This window comes from Mycobacterium sp. EPa45, assembly GCF_001021385.1.
Lineage (GTDB): Bacteria > Actinomycetota > Actinomycetes > Mycobacteriales > Mycobacteriaceae > Mycobacterium.
Genome location: NZ_CP011773.1, coordinates 1,129,197 through 1,148,239 on the forward strand (window position 1 = coordinate 1,129,197; position 19,043 = coordinate 1,148,239).

Here is a 19,043-nt window from a genome sequence, read left to right on the forward strand (position 1 = left end):
GTCTTGGCGGGGTACCAATCCGCACTAGCCCCTGCGTCCCCCGAGCGCAGACGGGCGGGTTATTTCCGCGTGTACGGTCCGGCGCTGTGGCACAGGCTGGAGTTGACGGTGACCGTCCGGCGGCAGGACCCAATCGATGCTATGCATACGTGCAATCCGCCGGTCCTGTTCTGCTCGTCGCTGCATTCAGCGCCCCCTCGGCGGACGGTCTTCGACCACCCCTGCTGCCCGAGTTCCGTCGCGGTCATGGCTTGCGGCAAACCCCTGTCACGGCAGACGCTCTCTGCCGCGATGTTGGCGCGATGAAGCCTCGGCATGAACGATTAGTCGGGTTGTATCAACCCGCGCGTGGTCCCCGAAATGAATGGCACAGGTGCCCTCGCAGCCACGTGGCGCGTGATCACTCTCGGCAGCATCATGGTTAGCCAGTGGACCACTGCTGCAAGCGCGTGAAGCACAACTAGACCGTTCAGGCACAAATCTGATTTCAACTAACGCGGCCGAGGGGATTTCTCATGAATGGTCTGGGCTGGTACGGACGCCGCATTCGGACTATGGGTGCCCGCGAAGTGCTTTGGCGCGCAACCAAACCCCTGCAGGCGGTTCGCAGCGGGCGAATGCGCGGTGATGGGGCGTTCGCGCTGAGTGGCTCGTTGGATTTGCGAACTGCTTTGGAGCGTTTCCAGTCAGGGGTTGACCGCCCTATCCTTCTGGATCGTCAACGCGCCCAAGCTATTTACCAAGAAGATCCCGCGCTCGTTGATCTGCTCCTGAGCGCGGCAGATCGCGCAGTGCAACGTTCGTTCCGCTTCTTCGGGTATCCCGCCGTAGTTTTGAGTAGCCCGATCGACTGGCATTACGATCCAGTGGCCGATGTTCATTGGCCTGATCTTCCATCCGAACGAATCAACTATCGTAATTCTGCCGGCGACATCAAGTGGATCTGGGAACTCAATCGTCTGCAGCATCTTCCGTGGCTGGCTCAGGCTTGGCTCTTCACCGGGGACGCCCGTTATGAACGCGCGGCATTCGAACACCTCGATTCCTGGATAGAACAAAACCCTCCCGGACGCGGTATCGCCTGGCGCGGTGCCTTCGAGGCCGGAATTCGGGCCATCTCCATCGCGACGGCGGTGCAGGGACTGCGCGACTCTGCCGAGCTAACAGAGGATCGCTTTGAACGAATCCTCATGGTCGCCGCTGAAAGTGCCCACCGATGCTGGCAAGACCGGTCCCTGTTCAGTTCGGCCAACAATCATCTGGTTGGTGAGATGGCGGGACTTGCCGTCATTGCATTGATGTTTCCCGAATTGGCTGCAGCGTCTGAATGGGAGGCGTTGGCCGTCCGGATGCTATCCCTCGAGGCCGGCAAGCAGATCCTGGCCGACGGCACCAGCTCTGAACAGGCTATCGGCTACCAGACTTTCACAGTCGAGTTGCTGTACCTGGTAGCAGCATTACTAACCCAGCGAGACGGCCACGCGCCCAACGAAATTATCAAGGCCATCGACCGAAGTTCATCGTTTCTCACCGCTGTAATGGGGGATCGGGATCCGGCCCCACGTTACGGGGACGATGACGAAGGGTTCGCATTGAGATTGGGACCCGAGCCGGTACGGACGGTACGCGACCATCTCGGCATCGTGTCAGCGTGCGGCTGGTACGCGACACCGGAGGCATCAGGCAACGATTCGTTGACCGCCCAATGGTATAGAGCGATGGGGCAGAGTTCGCCTGCCAAGCCGACGGCGCCCTCCGCGTGCTCAGCCGAAGGTCCCGCGAGCTTCTTTGCCCGCGACGGGGGCTTGGTTGTGTTACGAAGCGGTCGACGCAGGACCACGATGGATGTGGGTGCGCTGGGATATCTTTCAATCGCTGCTCATGGCCACGCCGACGCATTGGCCCTCACACTGAGCATCGATGGCCACGAAGTCATCAGCGACCCTGGAACGGGTAGTTACCACGGGCACCCGAAGTGGCGCCCAATTATGCGCTCGACCCGCGCCCACGCGACGGTGTGCATCGATGGCCAGGACCAGTCAATTTATGCGGGCCCGTTCCTTTGGCTGCGCCATGCGCGCACTCGTGTACACAAAGTGGATTTGGTAACGGGGTTTGTCGACGCCGAACACGACGGCTATACGCGATTGCGCGGAAAGCCCATACATAGGCGGTGGCTGATTGCACCCCCTGATCACCAGTCGCAACTGGTGGTGGACATGATCACCGGGAGCGGACACCATGAAGTTAGGGCTTCCTGGCCGCTCCACCCCAGTCTGCAGGTAGAGCGAATTCCACTCGGCCACAAAGCTAGCCGGGAGGATTCTGCGCTTGCGCAACTGTTGTACGCATCGACCGCGCCACTCATGATCGACGAGGTGCGCGGCGACGTGCGGGAAAATCTGGGCTGGTGGTCTGATCGATTGGAGAGTCGCAAACCCGCGTGGTGGCTGGGCGCGGTCGCCACGGCCGAACTTCCGGTCGTCATTGCCACCTTGATCGCTCCGGTGGACGGGCGGCGCCCCGATGACCTATCTGTTGAGCTGCGGGGTGACTACATCAATGTTTGCTGGGCAGAAGGCGACGCTATACAGACAGCGAGCTTGCAGTTTGCCGCTTCCGCTGGGCGCACAAGTGGGTCTAAGGTTGGCTAGCCGCGAAATATGCCTCGTGCACCTCGGGTTTCGAGAACCTTATCGACGGGTTCGGGAGAATCCGTCTGATAGCCGTGACCGGGTTAGTCCGGCCTGTTCCGCAAATGGATCGATACTGCGAAACTCCTTCGACGCCTAGCGATCCGGGTAACGCGCGAGATCCCACCGGATCGGGCCAAGATCCCCGCACCGATGGGGTGGGCCGGAGTTCACCCGATCGCCCGGGCCGCATACTCACAGGTGTCTGGGCTCCCCAGATATGAGTGAGTTCAGGGTCTCGAAGGTAGCGCGCGTGGAGAGGTTGGCCTCTTCGAAAGGGACCGGAGATGGAACTTCTCCTAAGCAGAAGCCTATGAAGCTCTTGACGAGCGTGGTCTGGCCCTTATCAGAAGCGAATTTGTGTACATGACTTTTTCCTCCGCGCCAAAATTGCAGCCGCCGGAAGTCCCGTGAAATCTCGGCGAACCATTCCTGGCCCCAGACTTCGATCCGCTCCTTCTCGTTCGGGATCGAGCGGGAAGGTCCGTAGGAGACTTGTGCAGTGCTACCCGAATGCCAGGCAAGTTGTACTTGAAGACGCTCCTCACCGCGGCCGTCGGAGGCAGTGGGACCGGACGCATACACGGTGTCCAAGTCTGCGCCTAGCAGACTTACGGCGAAGTCGATGAAATGACAAGCCTCGCCGACGATTCGACCCCCTTGCGCTGAGTCCTGCGACCAGTGCTCCGGCGCGGGGTCCGGCGTCACACGGTAGATGAGCTGCAATCCGCTGAAGCCCGTCACGAGGGATCGGAGCTTTTCCAACGCTGGAGCTGCCCGTCGGTTGAAACCCACGACCACCTGGTTGCGGAGGGGGTGGTTGGCAATCTCGATGCGCTCCTCTTCCGTTATGCAGAGGGGCTTGTCAACATAAATCCACTTCTCCCGATCTAGCGCTTCCTTGACCAAGCGGCCATGGGAATCATGCCTCGTGCTGATCACGACCGCATGGACGTTGGGGTCGTCAAGAATTTCACTGTCGGAAGATGCTGATTTATCGATCCTAAATTTCTTTTGCGCTTGAACCGCGCTGAGACCGGACGCCGTCACCACCGACTCAAGTGACACTCTCGTGTCACGTGCCAAGGTGGGAAGAACGAATTTCCTTGCGTAACTTCCCGCTCCAATTACTCCCACTCGCAATGTTCCGGATGTATCCCGCTGCTTGACTCGTTGCTGCGGCGCGCGAACGGGGGGAAGATCGGGGTCGGACGTTGAATATGTCAGCGCGATTGCGTGCGGTCCTGGTACCGACTTGAGGCGATCGTATGCCGCGGGTGCCTCCTCGACCGGAAAGCGTCGATCGACTAGCGACGCGACGTCCAATCGTCCTGAAGACAACAGCCTAACGACCTCGGCGAAGTTCCGTTTCTCCGTCCATCGCACGTAACCTATTGGGTAATCGATGCCTTTCTCTTCGTATTGCGGGTCGTAACGTCCAGGCCCGTATGAACGGGAGATTCTTAGGTCATGCTCGCCGTTGAAGAATTCATTTCGGTCCAACACGAGTGGAACGTCTCCCACGACTGTGATGGTGCCGCGGTCCCGAAGGTATCGCGCAGCGCGGCGAACCAGGGTTTGGTCCGAGGACGATGCTGTAATGATCACATGGTCGAAGTCGCTGCTCACCGACTCGTCCAACTCGGGAAGCACCGCGAGGAGGGCTTCGGCCGACAATTCGCGTGCTGCGGGCTTGGGATCTACGCCTACGGAAGGTGATCCGTAGGCGTCCAGAAGGCGGGCGGTCATCTGACCGATCAGTCCGAGTCCGATGACGAGGCAGCTTTCGCCTGGACGTACGTCAGCCTGTCTTATGCCTTGAAGTGCGATGGCACCTAGCGTGACGAACGCCCCGTCCTCGAAAGAAACATTGTCCGGAAGTGGAGTGCACAGCTGCGATGGAACTGCATCGTATTCGGCGTGATTGGCGATGCCCGCACCTGAGACAGCTACTCGCATACCGACTCTGAGGTCCTGTATCTTATTTCCTACGCCGACTACTACGCCTGACGCGCTATACCCCAGGGGCTGCAGGGTGTGGAGTCGATCCTGCACTTTCTCGAAAGTGCGTCTCACTCCCTCTCGACGAAGCGTCTCGCGCACGACCGCGACGTCTTGAGGCCGCGCTCGAGCTTTGCCTAAGAGACTCTTTTCCCCTAGAACCAACTTGGCTCTCTCTGTCCCGCTTGAAATTACGCTGTTGCGCACTCTCACAAGGGCTGTGTAGTCGTCTATCTGAGGAATTGGACAATCGACGACCAAGACTTCCCCTCGGGCCTGATCCTGAACGACCTGCTTCATTGCCCTACTCCCGGATCACTCGCCGAATACCTCGGCCCGACGGACGCGAGCTCGTGTCGAATAACGCTGCGTGATTCGACTCAGAATGTTCATATCAGCCCCGCCTCAAGACTCGACCGCCAGGTTTCAGGTTCACATGATTATCACTAGGGGAAGATTGACTTGATGTGGGTGCCGGGGTGAGTTGAGACACCCTGGTTCCGCCTGAGCCCATCCGCCGTCGGTTTGTCCACAGGCTAGGGCCTCTTCTGGTCAGGAGCGTCCGGAATTGCGCTCATCACCACACGGGCTGCAACAACACTAGAGGAGTCTGACGCCGATCGGGTCTGGTGACCGTGGCGCGCGGAATGGGCTGGCGTCCGTCTCAGCGGCCGACAGGAGCGACTCAGTACTCCCGGACGCGCACAATTTTCAGGCCGTGGTTGGGCACGCCTCGGTCGCGGTAGGCTCCACATCTCGAGGGGGTTCAGTCTTGGAAGTCCGCCTGAGTTTGGACCTTCGGTTTAGTGCTTTGATTCGGCCATGTTCAGGTGGGCCAGGATTGTTCGTCGAGGGGCAGGGATCTTTGGGTCGCCAACGACTGGATGGACCCTACGACTGGCAGTATGAGCCAGTCGCTGACCTTCACCGGCCGGTGCTTCCATCCCCACGGATGAACAGCCGCGTCTCTAATGGCGAAGTCAAGTGGATCTGGGAACTTGATGATCTCCAAGGCCTGCCGTCGTTGGCACACGCCTCGCCTTTCATCGGCGGCGCCAGTTATGAACGTCCGGCGTTCGAGCACTTCGGCGCTGGGGTCCCGACGGAGTGACCCCGCGCGGATCGATCACTGTCGCGCTCGTCGGCCCGTTCCCGCCGCCCTACGGCGGGATGGCCGTTTACTTGTCGTCGATCGAGGCCGGTCTGCGGCAGCAGGGGATGGAACCTCTGCGCGTCTTGGTCCCGTATGCGGGGGTGGGCGGCTGGAGGCGCCATTTGGGACGGATCGCGATATTTGTCCGCGCCGCGCTCACGGTATTGCGGACCCGGCCCGACGTGGTCCACTGCGTGACGGGTAGCCAGCCGAACCTAATCGGCAACATCTTGCCGCTGCTCGCCGCTGAGTTCGCACGCCGGCCAAGCATTCTCTCGATAGCAGGCGGCGAGTTCCACGCCGCGGTCACCGGCTACCGAGGTGTCCGCCGGCGAATCGTCCGGTTCATTCTCACCCGCCCGCGACTGCTCGTGGCTTGCACCAACGAGATCACCGAGGCGCTCCGGGTTATCGGCGTGCGCGAGTCGCGCATAGTCACCGTCTCCAACGCCCTGCCACTAAGGCTCGACCCCCGCGCACATCAGGCCTTGCCTCCGGAGGTCGAGGCCTTCGCTGACGCTCACTCCCCTCTGATCGGCTCGATTAGCGGGTGGTACGGCTTCTATGGCAGCCAGGACCTCGTTGAGGCCATGCGCGAGCTTCGCTCGTCGGATCCGCGTGTGGGGCTCGTGCTGATGGTCAAGGGCGGGGGAGACGCCCGCTTCCGCGCCGAGTTGCTGGATCTCCTGACCCGCTACGGCCTTAGCGACGCGGTCCTCGTCCGCGAGGACGAGCGCGCGGTGTTCCCCATCCTGCGCCGGGTGGACATCTTCGTTCGCACCCCCCACCACGAGGGGGACGCGATTTCGGTCCGTGAGGCCCTAGCCGTTGGCACGCCCGTCGTGGCGAGCGACGTCGGCTTCCGACCGGACGGCGTCGTACGTTTCCGCCCGGCCGACCACCGGGACCTCGCGGCACGACTCCGCGAGATGCTCGACGTCCGCTCGGTCGACTGGGAGGCCGACTCCAGCGAGGGCGAGCGGAACTTCCAGTACCTTCTGTCCGTCTATCGGCGCTTCACCGCTCAGGCCTAACACGAGCAGGTCCTGGCCAGTTCGGCGACCTCGGTCGAGTGCCCACACAGACGGTCGCTGCTTACCCCACCAGGCAACAAGTCCACCTGATCTGGTAGCACGACGGGCGAACCTACGCCACCAAGTACCTTGCGAGCCCGGCCAGTTGCGCCCATTTCGACTGGCTAACCAAGATGTACCCACTTATCGGGGCCGCGCTCTCAACTTGTCACGAAGGCCTTCAACCGGGTCGCCAATATACTTATTCAATAGTATAGAAAAACAGATTGACAGAACGACGGCGGCGAGGCCTTCGGCAATGACACTTTCGATTGCAAACCTTGGCATTAAAAAATTTAGCACATGGATTACAAGCATATGGCATATATAGACGGGGTAGCTCAGCTCGCCGATTCGCTTGTCCCAGGTCCTCCTGGATTGGAATAAAAATGTGAGAGGCATCAGTGTCAGAAAAACGGCAAACAGCGCGACACTCTTTAGCTTTTCAGGGAGCGGGATCAGCCAAAATGTAAGAGTTATCGAAATCAAAAAATAAGTCGAAAGAGCGGACAATCTGTCGATGTGGTCGCGCGAAAAACGACTGCGATAGATGGGCATTAGCACTTGGTGCGAAAGGGCGCCCAATAAGAACAGGGCCAGTTCGGCTGGAAAGAATCTGTAGTCCCAAGGATCCTGAGCACCTAGTCCGATATAGATCAAGTATATGCGCACTAAGATTGACAGAGATAGGAGTACCAACAGCAGCTTCCTGCGGAAAAGCACAAACGGTGCTATGAGATAGAAGCTGAGCTCTACGCCCAATGTCCAAGCTTGAGGAACCAGAAGCCCTTCCCAGAGAACGACATCGCTTGTTTTGAAGTTCGCGGAAAATACCAGCTGTCCGTGTTCGACGCCAGAAAACAGGACCCAGTCTTGCAGAAATAGTGTGAGATTTGAAAATACCAGTAGCGCATTTGCCGCCAACGGTGCCCTCTGATAAACGCTGAAGAACGCTACGTCTTCCTTAAGCGCAAGAGCGGCGACGGTTAAGCCGACGAGTGTGAGAAGGGCCACTACAACGTAAATAGGATAGAGCCTGAGATACCTGTTGATGTAGAAGCTTTTGATGTTTGAGTATACTTTCTTTTCGACAAGTACATACGAAATAAGAAACCCAGAAATCATATAAAAAAGTTCTACGGCGTTGCGCCCGCCAACGAACACGTATCCGATGGTATGCGCAAATACAACCGATATGGCAAAAAGAGTTCGCAAGGTACCCATAGACCCCCCGTCGCTTTCCGCGGAGCATTGTATAGTGCGCAGGGCCGAACTGAAGATCCTGTCCATGCCCACCGTAGGGGCGGGGCGCCGTGCGCAAGCTTGCCACAGCTTGCGAAGCAGATGCGGCCGGTGCTCCTTCGACGTCCGTCTGTCGCCAGGATGTTCTGCAAGGAAGAATCGGCAACGACAAGATCGCCGTCTTGGCCACGTCGCCCTACAGCGAGGCGACCCGGCCGAGTGCTCTTGACATCGGCCTCAACCGCGTAGCGCACCTTCGTCCCATGACTGGTCGCTTCAACAGGGCCACTTCGCGATTCGTGGATCCGGATCGCATGACAGAACCCCACGAACGAGTCGTTGAACGGGCCCGACCGCGTGACAGCTGCTCAACGAGTTGCGCGTCGGTTCGTTGTGGAAGCCAGCGCGATCATCGAAGACCGCCGCCGGGACTACAGCATGAACAGGGCCATGGTCGGCCCACGCAGACGAGCTCGCCGTAGTGCGTCATGACCCGCGACCTTAAGTCGCGTAGCGAGTGGACCGCCTTGGGTCCCTCACAGACATCCTGAAGGGTGCATTGCCGAGCTTCGGAACCACAGAGGCTTTTCGACGTCGCGTCTCAGTAGATCTAGCGCAGAGTCGGGGTCCTTCCCATTCTATGATCGTCAAGAGCGGGCCCTGTAATAGCCGAAAGCATCTGAAAGAGAAGCCCACCGGTAGGTGTCGCTGAACCAAAGCCGCGTGGGCTTGTCATATGCGGAACGGTAGACGCCCTGTTTCCAGTACATACCAGGGTCACCGCAATATCCGATCTTTCTATAGTGGGCATCCACCAACTTTCGCCCATCAAGCCAAAGCTGGACGTAACCCGATCCTGTGCAACCGAACCGGACTTCCATAACGAAGTCGTGCCATCGGTCCTTGGGCAATTGGCCGAGATCGAACATCTCCCAGACGGCGTCATCCGGCTGTGTCGAAGGATTCCAGTCTCCACCACCGAACAGCTTGAGACTCAGATCAGCCTGGTCACCGGCGAGATGAAGAGACAATGGCGATTGATTGCTGCCCGGCCCGCCGGCGTGGATCTGTACAAAGCTATTCCAGGTCCCAGGTGGGCTCGCGAAGTTGGAGTCGATCATGAGGCCCCACGACATCACGATGGTCTGGCCGTCCTGAAAGCCGCCGAGATCGCCCGTATTGATCACTTCGGCGCGCTCACCGGCACTTGACCCCACAGCGCTGTTGTCGCCGGGCCGCACTTCGATGCGCTGCACGATTCCCCGCTGATCGGTGGGATCGTCGACATACCGCACCCGATCTGGCGCCTCTACCTGTTCACCCCAGTAATCGTAGTTCTCGACACCTGGCGGCACACTTCCGTAATCCGTGTGAGTCAAGAGTCCGGACGCCGCCGACGCCCAATCGGGACCGCCTGCGCTTACCTCCGCCGGGCTTACCATGCCCACAATAAGGAGCGATGTGAACGTCAGGGCCGCGGCTGCAAGCAGCGAACAGCGTCGACGCAGCCGAGATGGGCTCGTCGGCGCGGGCATCTAGCGAACTCTTTTCTCCCCCTGCGGCGACATAACTACCCCAGTTCAAGGTCGCCTCCGCACTCCAGCATACGAGCGACCGGTGGTCACCATCGAACGCCAATTGGTCTACCAAGCCAGTTTGCGGTTGCTGACCTTGGCAATAACGCAGGAAGCCTTTCGAAGAAGCAGGCCCATCGGGTAAATCGCGACTTTATTAGGACTTGAAGACGGGATAATGTCTCGAGTCCTTCGGCCCAGCGAACAAGCCGGCCCGTCATGCATCCCGCCGTGCGCAACACTTCCGACCGTCGAAGGCCCTTGCGCGGCGCGAATGTGCAAGTTGTGCCGGGAAAGCCGCACGCGAGTCTTCCGAGGGAATCTCGCCTTAGCTATGATGCCTTTTGATCGTTCGCGTGCAAAGAAGAATGGGCCTATCTGCATTTGCCGGCTCTTGCCTTGACTGACTTGCGACGGCAGATAGCTACCCACCAGCTATCAACGACTTGTAAACTGCCACGTATCGATCGCGCATCGTTGAAATATCGTATTTGCCCGATGTTAGTCGGCCGTTCGTGCTCAGTGTCTGGGCCAACGTTGGCGACTGAATTAGAGTAGTTATCTTCTCGGCGAGATGCTCATCAGAGCCGGATTCAAAAAGCAGCCCATCTGATCCGTCAGTTATGACATTCGCGGGGCCATCTATGTTCGAGGCGATGACCGGTAAACCTGCGGCCATCGCCTCGACTAACGCGAGCCCGAAGCCCTCCCATCGGGAAGGCAAAACAAATATGTCCGCATCGGCGAGTAACGACGCGACATCGGTTCTGCCTTGCACAAACTTAACGCGGCCGGTCAGACCCAAAGTTGAAGTCAATGCTTCAAGCATCGGCAACGTGTGCAGATCCCCTGCTGCGGGCTTGCCCACAAATATGCACTCGACATCCAGTCCGCGATCGACGCACCGCTTGACTGCCCGGATAAGAACGTCCTGCCCCTTTTTTTCAGGAAAAAGCCGCCCGACGGATATTATTCTGACCTTTGGATCGTTCTGCTGGGGCGAGATCGACCGGAAGAGAGAAATCGGTATCCCATTTTCGATCTGTTTTACCCGCTTTATGGGCAACGCGGCAGCCTCATCGGAAACTGCTTGGGAGATCGCAATCGTCGCGTCGATAGTCAAATTATGGAATAAAACGTCTAGAGAGCTCATGCCGATTCTAGTATCATGAAGCGTGTGTACCAACTTGAGATTGGACTTTAGAAGCCGACAAGCCATGGACCAATATTTCGATCCGCGGTTGTGCGAATGTATAATGGCTACATTATGGCGTTGAATTATCTTTATGAGTTGAAAAATATATCTGGGGTTACAGCTGCTCTCAGGCCGGCCCAGGTAGTACGTGCAATCCGACGTGGCGTTAAGCTCCGAAGCTAAGTCGGGATCGACTTGATTGTTCATCACGACGACGACCTGAGGAAATAGCGGCAGCTCGGTGCAACTCTTGACAAAATTCACCAGCATACGCTCGGCGCCGCCGACCTCAAGGGACGATATAAGTTGCAAGACCGCAGGACGTTGCGGTGAATTATCTCGGTCCATGGAACTTATCCAGAATCCTATCGCGTGTGTCGTGCGTCGTTTGGTGGGAGGGGGCAAGGCTGCGTAAAGCAGTTGGACATCTGCAAACCAGAGCTATTTGCCGCTCCTCCCGCCATCAAAAAGTGTTGCTGATTAGTCACTCCCGAAGCGCGTGTACATGCTCTCGATACCAGGCAACCGTCCGGTCCAGGCCCTCTTGCAAAGTGATATGAGATGTCCAACCAGTTCCGGCCAATTTGGAGACATCGAGGAGTTTCTGTGGCGTTCCGTCCGGTTTTGTTGTGTCCCAATGGGTTTCACCGCTATAGCCGACAATTCCGGCGATCATGTCGGCTATCTCGCGGATCGTGACATCCGTGCCGGTGCCGACGTTCACTTGCTGAGATCCGTCGTAGTGCTCGAGCAGGTGTAGGCATGCGTCGGCGAGGTCATCGACGTGCAGGAATTCCCGGCGCGGTGTGCCGGTTCCCCAGTTGGTGACCGACTCCGCCCCGGTGGCAGCTGCCTGGTCGTAGCGGCGGATCAGTGCCGGCAGCACGTGTGACCCCTTCGGTGAGAAATTGTCCTCCGGCCCGTAGAGATTGGTCGGCATCGCTGAGATCCACGGCAGCCCGTACTGCCGGCGTACGGCTTGAACGTGCAGGATCCCGGCGATCTTGGCAATGGCATAGGCGTCGTTGGTCGGTTCGAGGTGCCCGGTGAGCAGTGCGTCCTCGACAATGGGCTGCGGCGCGAACTTCGGGTAGATGCACGACGACCCGAGGAATAGCAGACGTTCAACGTCGTTCTCGCGGGCGGCGTCGAGCACGTTGAGCTGAATGCGCAGGTTGTCGCTCAGGAAATCGACGGGATAGGTGCTGTTGGCCAGGATGCCGCCGACCTTAGCCGCCGCCAGCACCACGTATCGCGGCTTGACGTCGGCGAATAAACCAAAAACCGCGTCTCGGTGTTTCAGGTCAAGTTCCTCTGACGTTCGCCCGACGATGGCTTCGAACCCGGCTAGCTCAAGTCGTCTCTTTATCGCAGAGCCGACCAAGCCGCGGTGGCCGGCGACATAAAACGTTGCGCCACGGTCGAGTTCAGCGGGGGAAAACTGAACGTCATCGGCCATATCAGATGGTGCCTGTGGCCATCGGCGTGTTCCAGGACGCCAGTTGGACCTTATCCACCCATGGCTGCCCCGCGTGTTTGAGCGCTTCGATATCGGCGTCGACCATTAGGCGGGCGAGCGTCTGGCCGTGCACTGTGGGGATCCAGCCGAGTCGATCACGCGCACGGCTGGGATCGCCGATCAAGGCATCCACTTCGGTAGGACGAAGATACCGCTCATCGAAGCGGACATGATCTTTCCAATCGAGGCCCGCATGCTCGAAGGCGATCTCGATAAACTCCCGCACCGTGATGCCGGTGCCGGTAGCCAACACAAAGTCGTCGGGTTGGTCGGCTTGCAGCATCCGCCACATGCCTTCGACATATTCGGGGGCGTACCCCCAGTCGCGGACAGAGTCGAGGTTGCCCATATAGACGTGTTCCTGCAGGCCGGCCTTGATGGCAGCAACAGCTCGCGTGACCTTCCGGGTCACGAAAGTCTCGCCCCGACGCGGTGATTCGTGGTTGAACAGGATCCCGTTCACCGCGAACATGCCGTAGGCCTCGCGATAGTTCTTGGTGATCCAGAAGCTATAGAGCTTCGCCGCCGCGTACGGCGAGCGCGGGTAGAACGGCGTGTCCTCGTTCTGCGGCGGTGGGGTGGCGCCGTATAACTCGGAAGACGACGCTTGATAGAAGCGCGTCTTGATGCCAGACAAACGCACGGCCTCGAGCATCCGAATGGTTCCGGTGCCGGTGGTGTCGGCGGTGTGCTCGGGCTCGTCGAACGACACCCGGACATGAGACTGCGCGGCGAGGTTGTAGACCTCATCGGGATCGATGCCGGCTAGCAGCGTGACCAGGCGGGCGCCGTCTCCGAGATCGCCATAGTGCAAGAACATGCGGGCCGAAGAGGCGTGTGGGTCGACATACAGATGATCGATGCGGGAGGTGTTGAACGTCGACGCACGGCGAATCAGGCCGTGAACTTCGTAACCCTTGCTGAGCAACAGTTCTGCAAGATAAGAACCGTCTTGGCCCGTGATCCCCGTGATCAGAGCACGCTTGCTCATTTGCTCCGCGGATCCCGTGTCCTGGCGCCGGAAGGTCCAGAATGGTGCCCCCGAGCGACTTCAGCTATTTCGCTGCCGTGCACCGGCGCGCGGTCTGAAACCGCGGTGTCGTCTTCCACCACCGAGACGTCCGTATGCGAGGTCGCCGCCGATTCCGTGGCCGGCTTGCGACGGTCATTGCCGTAATAGCCATAGCTATAGCTGTAAGCGTTGCCCCCGCGGGTGGATGTCATCGTGAACACCGAGCCGAGCACCGTAGCCCCAACATCCCTGAGGTTTCCGATGGCCTGCGCCAAATGCTCGCGTTTAGTCTGCCCATACTTGGCCATGATGAGCGTGCCATCGGAATTGGCCGCAAGTATCGCGCCGTCGGTAACTGCGAGAAGCGGTGAAGAGTCGATGATCACGTAGTCGAATTGCTCGCGCAGTTCTTTGAGGACACTCTCGGCTGCCTGCGATCCGAGGAGCTCGCTGGGATTCGGGGGAGTGGCGCCTGAGGTCAGGGCCGTCAGGTTGGGAAACGCTGTCTTCTGTAATACATCCGACAGACTAGCTGCGCCGCTCAGTACAGTGCTGAACCCCGCCGCCCCAACTAGGTCGAGATATTTGTCGATGGACGGCCGTCGCATGTCACCGTCAACCAGAACCACATTGTGTTCGGCCTCTGCGAGTGCCAACGCAATGTTGATCGCTGTGGTGGACTTGCCTTCGCCAGGAGACGCACTAGTGACCATAATTACCCGCGGCGGATTGTCGACTGCCAGGAACTGCAGGTTGGTTCGCAGCTTACGAAATGATTCCGCGGCGGACGAGTTGTCGCCCTCGAACGATATTGCAGGCCTTTTGTGGATTTCCTTATCCATCGGAATGGCGCCGACTAGTCCAACACCGGTGATCGCTTCGAGGGTGTCGCGGTCCTTGACGGTGTTGTCCAGCCGATCTCGAACGAGGGCGAGACCCACCCCGAGCATGACTCCCGCCGCAAGCCCGAGCACCAGATTACGAAGCTTTTTCGGGGTGACCGGTTTGGTAGGAACAGAGGCCCGCTGTTCGACGATGACGCGCGCATTCGGGGTGGCATCGCCTGTCGGTGGGGTCTCGAGTTCGCGTACCAACTGCACGAATTCGTCGGATAAGGCGTTCGCGATATCGAACGCCCGTGTAGGCGATGGGTCCAGCACCGACACGTCGATGAGCACAGTGTTTTGCTTTGCGGCCGCACTGACCCTGGCTCTCAATGAGGCGGCAGACATATCGAGATGAAGACGATCAATGGTGCGCTGCGCTAGTGTCTCGCCCATGATCAGCTGCGTGTAGGACAACACGCGTTCCTGAGATAAGCGGTTGCCCTGATACAGATCGGTCATTGACGATCCGGAAGATGCCGATACGTAGAGCTGTGTCGACGCTTGGTACTGCGGAGTGGCAGACAGCGTGTATGTCAGCGCGGCCAGGACTGCCACGAGTGTCGTGACGCAGATCGTGATCCAACGTGTGCGCAGTACTTTTATGTAGTCCTGAAGATTCAATGCAGCGTGCCGCTCTCTAGAGGATTGGCATCGGCGCCGTAGCTCATCCTGCACATTGTGGCACCGAGACCTTCGTGGTGACGGGACCCACTAGCGGTTGAATTGGAACCCGTGCGGCGCCCGGCGACGTGGGCTCGGAAAGGTGGAAGGTCAGCTCATCTGTCTGTCCGGCCGGTATCACCAGCAGGGCTTCGAAGCTCGGGTGACCGCGTTCGCTGTCTGCGCGAGCATCTATTTGACTACCGTTGGACATTACATCAATTAGCTTAGCCCCCGTGGTGGCGAGCAGGCGAACAGACGTGAACATAGTTCCTTTGGGGATAAGGTCTGCTCCGTGTTTAGGGGAGAAGCCCAGCCGTCCCGCAACGTTGTCCGGTAGCGATTCAGGGCTGGTGACATTGTTTTTCAAGCGAACCGTCACCGTTGACCTGCGGGTAGCGCCACTGCAACCATCGGCGACATATTCAATTCGCCGATCCAAGTAATAGTCCAGTTTGTTACCACCAAGGTTATTGATAACGATTCCGGCATACGGTGCGGCATCGTCGGGAATCGTGTGCGCCAGAGGCGTTTGTTCCAGCAGGGCCTGTTCCTCAGGGAATGAGCTCCACACGGCGATTCGGCGTTCGCTGACCGCCCGGCCTAGAGCTTCAAGCAACGCCCGGGGTGACTTCACATTGCCCAAAACCTGTTTGACGACTTCAGCGGCAATTCCCTGGAGGTATTTCTTGCGCGCCGGCTGATCCTTTTCTCCGGGATAACGGATATAGACGGTTGACTCCGTCAGCTCGACTGCATTGTCCTTCGTCACCGTCTCCCCGTCCGGCAACACCACGGGACCGGTAGCGCCGAGAATGTAGCTCAGCGCGACGGGGTCGATCGACATTACCCCGTCAACGTCGAGCCCCGCTTGCTGTGCCATAGATCTCCAGATCTGCGCAGCGTAGGGAAAGTGTGAAGTTTGGTTGGTGTTTCGGTAATCGGTAGACGGATTGGTGAATCCGTATTGGTTGTCGAATTCGGGGCCGAGGCTGAGCGGCGTGAATTGCCTGTTATTGAAATCGGTATTGGGAGCCAAGGTGTCAATGCTGGGTTTGCCGTCGTCGAAGCGGACAACTCCGAACCCCCCGAGGAGGCCACCGGTGCCTCGAGCCTCGGCATTTGTCAGGAAAGCCATGAAGTAGCTGCGGGGGCCATCGGCGCCCATCATCGACGGAGCCAGGCGCGCGGCGAGTGCGGTGTTGGTTAGCAGTTTTGACAGGTCTTGCGTCTGCGCCTGTAGCTGAGACCGGGCATTAACGATGGCTTCGAGGTAGCCGGGCTCTGAAATCGCTTGTGCTTCGGCATCGATACGTGCGGCATCCGTCGCGAACTTCCGCAGCGTGGGTTCTTCATTGCGGAGCGCGACCACATCGAGCCGGCCATCGGCGAGTAAATGATTCGGCGAAACAGTTGTGCCGGCCTCGGCGATGGGCTTCAGCACGTCGGTGGCCAAGTTGAACACCACGTCCGCGATCTGTTGACCGGTCTCGAATGGGCTGCCCAGCCACGGCACGGCAGCGGCGATGTCCCACGGTAATGAGTGCGCTGCATCGCGGGCCGCCTGCGCGTGGGCCCCTGCATCCAGGGCAAACCGAGACGCATCCCCGGTGTTGCCCTGCAGCACTGCGCTTTTCGCCTGCTGCGCGCTATTTCGCGCGGCCTCGAGGTTCGACTTCGCGGCGTTTGCCTGGAAGCCGAGCCAACAGCCGAACGCGAGGAGTAGGACCAATACACCGAGGGACGGCCAAACGACAGCGCGGCGCTTGAACCACGGCTGGCCGTCATCGCTCCGCTCCGTCAGCGCCGCTTCGTCACCGCCAGTCAAACGCCGCCAATCAAGTCCCACTCAGTCAGCTTCCCCTACTCGGACGTGGTCTGTGCGCTGTGCGCGCAGATTCACCGTTAGCTCCAAAAAACGACTCGCCGGTGGACGCTGTGTCCAGTCGACGAGTCGCTTTGGTGTGAACCGTTACGGGTTGAGGTACGGGCCGACCTTGAAGTTCTGGGCGACGGCGTAGGCGACATTGTGAGTGGCGTCAGCAACCGCTATGAATGCATTTCCGATTGGCGGGCCGATGATCGGGATGACGGTAATCGCCTCGCCGAGGAGCTTTATGACTCCAGCTGTGGTGTCAAGGAAGCCCCAAACTATCTGTGCACCGATCTGGACGGTCACCCTGGCGAGAGTGGCGAGACCGTCAATAACCGGATTGGCGTTCGCATTCGGAGTCGCCGCTGCCTTTGGCGCGACGGCCGGAGCTTCAGCAGTGGGCGCGGTGCCGGGGTCGGATGCCGGCGGTGTGTCTGAGCTGCCCGCGCGGCCGGAGTGGCCACTGCCGCCCGAGGTCGTGCCGCCGGTGGTGCCTCCGGTCGTACCGCCGGTCGTGCCGCCGGTCGTACCGCCGGTCGTCCCACCTGTGGTGCCGCCGGTCGTCCCACCTGTGGTGCCGCCGGTCGTCCCACCTGTGGTGCCGCCGGTGGTGCCGCCGGTGGTGCCGCCGGTCGTCCCACCTGTGGTGCCGCCGGTCGTCCCACCTGTGGTGCCGCCGGTCGTCCCACCTGTGGTGCCGCCGGTCGTCCCACCCGAGGTGTTGTCACTGCCGGGCTTGTTGTTGTCGCCGGCCTTCGGGCTGTGCCCGCCAGTCTCATCCTGAGAGAACGGGGCGTGCCAGGGGGCCGCGTGCACGACTGCCGGCGAGATTGTCGCTGCGGCACCGAGCGTGATGGTCGCCAAGCCGACCTGAACTTTCTTGGAAAGCGAAGACGACATTATCCGATCCCCCTATGACCCGACTTAAAGCCTGATACTCCGGTCAACTAGACGCGCGAGTGCTGTGATAGTACCTACATTTCTTCGTTACTGTCAATCGAAAACGGCCGATTCATCGTCGAAAAAAGTTACGTCTAGCAGGGCTAACATGCTTGCTTACGCATCCGTCATTTAGGTGAGCGAGCGTGCAAACCCGCTGACATCACGCACCGTCGCCGCGAAGACGTCCGGCATTGTCGCCGGGAACAGCAGATCTCCGCCGTGACAGGTGCCTGCAACGACGCGACCCACGGTCGGAACACCCGCGGCCAGCAACCGTCGGTAGTACAGCAGGCCTTCGTCGCGCAGGGGATCCAGTTCATTCACCGAGATCACATGTGGCGGTAGGCCGGCAAGGTCGTCGTCGCTCGCCGCACCGGCCCAGCAGGTCGGATCGCCGGCGTGGGCCCTGCCCGGGTCGTAGATCGAGCCCAACAGCGCGGCCTGCTGACAACTGATGAAGTAACCGTCGTTCTCCCGAAGCGACGGCAGGTCGTCGGGGTAGTCGAGCCAGCGGTTGGAGACGTACGGGCACTGGGCGTACGCGCCGGCGATCTCGCCGAGCCAGCCTTCGCGTTTGGCCTTATGGACGACGGTCAGCGTCAGATTTCCGCCGCCGGACTCGCCGGAGACGATCAGGTGGCTGACACCGAGATCCGCGGCATTGGCGTGCACCCAGCGGGTGGCGGCCGCGCAGTCGTTCAATCCGGCGGGATAGGGGTGCGCGCCGAGCCGGCCGCCGGAGTTGCGGAACTCCACGCCAACTGCGACCAGGCCCGTGGCCGCCAGGCTCTCCCGCAGATGCCGGTATGAGGCGTCGGCGGCACTCGCGATCGCCATCGCGCCGCCATGGAAATGCACCACCGCCGGCAGCGGTCCGTCGGACTGATCGGGGCGGCTGATGTACAGCGTGATCTCGTTACCGTCTGCGCCGGGGATCGTCACGGTCGTCGTCGTCACGCCATCGGGGGCCGGGGCGGCTTTGGCGAGCATCTCGAGTGTCCCGCCGACGGCATCCTCGGCGAACGCGGCGTACGCCAGTAGGTCCGCGATCGGCGAGTCGACCGTCAAAGGTGCGTCGGGGAACACGTCGGCCAGCCCGAGCGGGGTCAGAGCCGCGACCATCCGCGGGTCCGATCTGGGATCGGTGCCAAGTGTGCAATTTGGATCGGCGAGTCGCCCAACAGCCATGAGCCCGAGACTAACTCGGGCTCATGGGCTG

The 19,043-nt window shown here is 59.9% G+C and carries 12 protein-coding genes; 2 read left to right on the plus strand and 10 right to left on the minus strand.

Annotated elements, in window-relative coordinates; translation table 11 throughout:
- Positions 1-515 precede the first annotated feature (515 nt).
- Complete coding sequence (locus AB431_RS05225; RefSeq protein ID WP_082135555.1) at positions 516-2,654, plus strand: alginate lyase family protein; 2,139 nt, start codon at positions 516-518, stop codon at positions 2,652-2,654.
- 234 nt (positions 2,655-2,888) lie between these two features.
- Here the strand turns inward: AB431_RS05225 and AB431_RS29845 are convergent, their stop codons facing one another.
- Positions 2,889-4,652, minus strand: coding sequence for a bi-domain-containing oxidoreductase (locus AB431_RS29845; RefSeq protein WP_158423512.1), 1,764 nt, complete (start codon positions 4,650-4,652; stop codon positions 2,889-2,891).
- Positions 4,653-5,801: 1,149 nt separating this feature from the next.
- On the opposite strand from AB431_RS29845, the gene AB431_RS05235 reads away from it, so the two are divergent.
- Positions 5,802-6,881 carry a glycosyltransferase family 4 protein gene (locus AB431_RS05235; RefSeq protein ID WP_047329041.1) on the plus strand — a complete coding sequence of 360 codons (1,080 nt, stop codon included), beginning with the start codon at positions 5,802-5,804 and terminating at the stop codon, positions 6,879-6,881.
- Positions 6,882-7,064: 183 nt separating this feature from the next.
- Here AB431_RS05235 and AB431_RS05240 read toward each other — a convergent pair whose 3' ends face one another.
- From AB431_RS05240 to AB431_RS05280, 9 genes are all read right to left on the minus strand, one after another.
- A complete protein-coding gene (locus AB431_RS05240) occupies positions 7,065-8,210 on the minus strand; it encodes an acyltransferase (RefSeq protein ID WP_144418200.1) in 1,146 nt (381 codons plus the stop codon).
- Between the two features lie 599 nt (positions 8,211-8,809).
- Positions 8,810-9,697, minus strand: a complete 888-nt coding sequence (locus AB431_RS05245) for a polysaccharide lyase (RefSeq protein ID WP_082135557.1) — start codon at positions 9,695-9,697, stop codon at positions 8,810-8,812.
- A 463-nt stretch (positions 9,698-10,160) separates the two neighbouring features.
- Positions 10,161-11,279, minus strand: a complete 1,119-nt coding sequence (locus AB431_RS05250) for a glycosyltransferase family 4 protein (protein ID WP_047329043.1) — start codon at positions 11,277-11,279, stop codon at positions 10,161-10,163.
- A 136-nt stretch (positions 11,280-11,415) separates the two neighbouring features.
- Positions 11,416-12,390 carry a GDP-L-fucose synthase gene (locus AB431_RS05255; RefSeq protein WP_047329044.1) on the minus strand — a complete coding sequence of 325 codons (975 nt, stop codon included), beginning with the start codon at positions 12,388-12,390 and terminating at the stop codon, positions 11,416-11,418.
- Position 12,391: 1 nt separating this feature from the next.
- Complete coding sequence (gene gmd, locus AB431_RS05260) at positions 12,392-13,441, minus strand: GDP-mannose 4,6-dehydratase (RefSeq protein WP_047329045.1); 1,050 nt, start codon at positions 13,439-13,441, stop codon at positions 12,392-12,394.
- Positions 13,438-14,970 carry a polysaccharide biosynthesis tyrosine autokinase gene (locus AB431_RS05265; RefSeq protein ID WP_082135558.1) on the minus strand — a complete coding sequence of 511 codons (1,533 nt, stop codon included), beginning with the start codon at positions 14,968-14,970 and terminating at the stop codon, positions 13,438-13,440. The genes gmd and AB431_RS05265 overlap by 4 nt, the downstream gene beginning before the upstream one ends.
- A gap of 43 nt (positions 14,971-15,013) precedes the next feature.
- Entirely contained in the window at positions 15,014-16,858 is a 1,845-nt protein-coding gene (locus AB431_RS05270) for a DUF4012 domain-containing protein (protein ID WP_235435834.1), read from the minus strand.
- Positions 16,859-16,981: 123 nt separating this feature from the next.
- On the minus strand, positions 16,982-17,782 hold the full coding sequence (locus AB431_RS30980; protein WP_200902699.1) for a hypothetical protein: 801 nt from the start codon (positions 17,780-17,782) through the stop codon (positions 16,982-16,984).
- Between the two features lie 171 nt (positions 17,783-17,953).
- Positions 17,954-19,012 carry an alpha/beta hydrolase gene (locus AB431_RS05280; protein ID WP_047329046.1) on the minus strand — a complete coding sequence of 353 codons (1,059 nt, stop codon included), beginning with the start codon at positions 19,010-19,012 and terminating at the stop codon, positions 17,954-17,956.
- Between the last annotated feature and the right edge of the window lie 31 nt (positions 19,013-19,043).

Coding starts and splice junctions, on each gene's coding strand:
- AB431_RS05225 (WP_082135555.1), top strand. CDS start 516: ATGAATGGTCTGGGCTGGTACGGACGCCGCATTCGGACTATGGGTGCC.
- AB431_RS29845 (WP_158423512.1), bottom strand. CDS start 4,652: ATGCGAGTAGCTGTCTCAGGTGCGGGCATCGCCAATCACGCCGAATAC.
- AB431_RS05240 (WP_144418200.1), bottom strand. CDS start 8,210: ATGGACAGGATCTTCAGTTCGGCCCTGCGCACTATACAATGCTCCGCG.
- AB431_RS05245 (WP_082135557.1), bottom strand. CDS start 9,697: ATGCCCGCGCCGACGAGCCCATCTCGGCTGCGTCGACGCTGTTCGCTG.
- AB431_RS05250 (WP_047329043.1), bottom strand. CDS start 11,279: ATGGACCGAGATAATTCACCGCAACGTCCTGCGGTCTTGCAACTTATA.
- AB431_RS05255 (WP_047329044.1), bottom strand. CDS start 12,390: ATGGCCGATGACGTTCAGTTTTCCCCCGCTGAACTCGACCGTGGCGCA.
- gmd (WP_047329045.1), bottom strand. CDS start 13,441: ATGAGCAAGCGTGCTCTGATCACGGGGATCACGGGCCAAGACGGTTCT.
- AB431_RS30980 (WP_200902699.1), bottom strand. CDS start 17,782: ATGTCGTCTTCGCTTTCCAAGAAAGTTCAGGTCGGCTTGGCGACCATC.
- AB431_RS05280 (WP_047329046.1), bottom strand. CDS start 19,012: ATGGCTGTTGGGCGACTCGCCGATCCAAATTGCACACTTGGCACCGAT.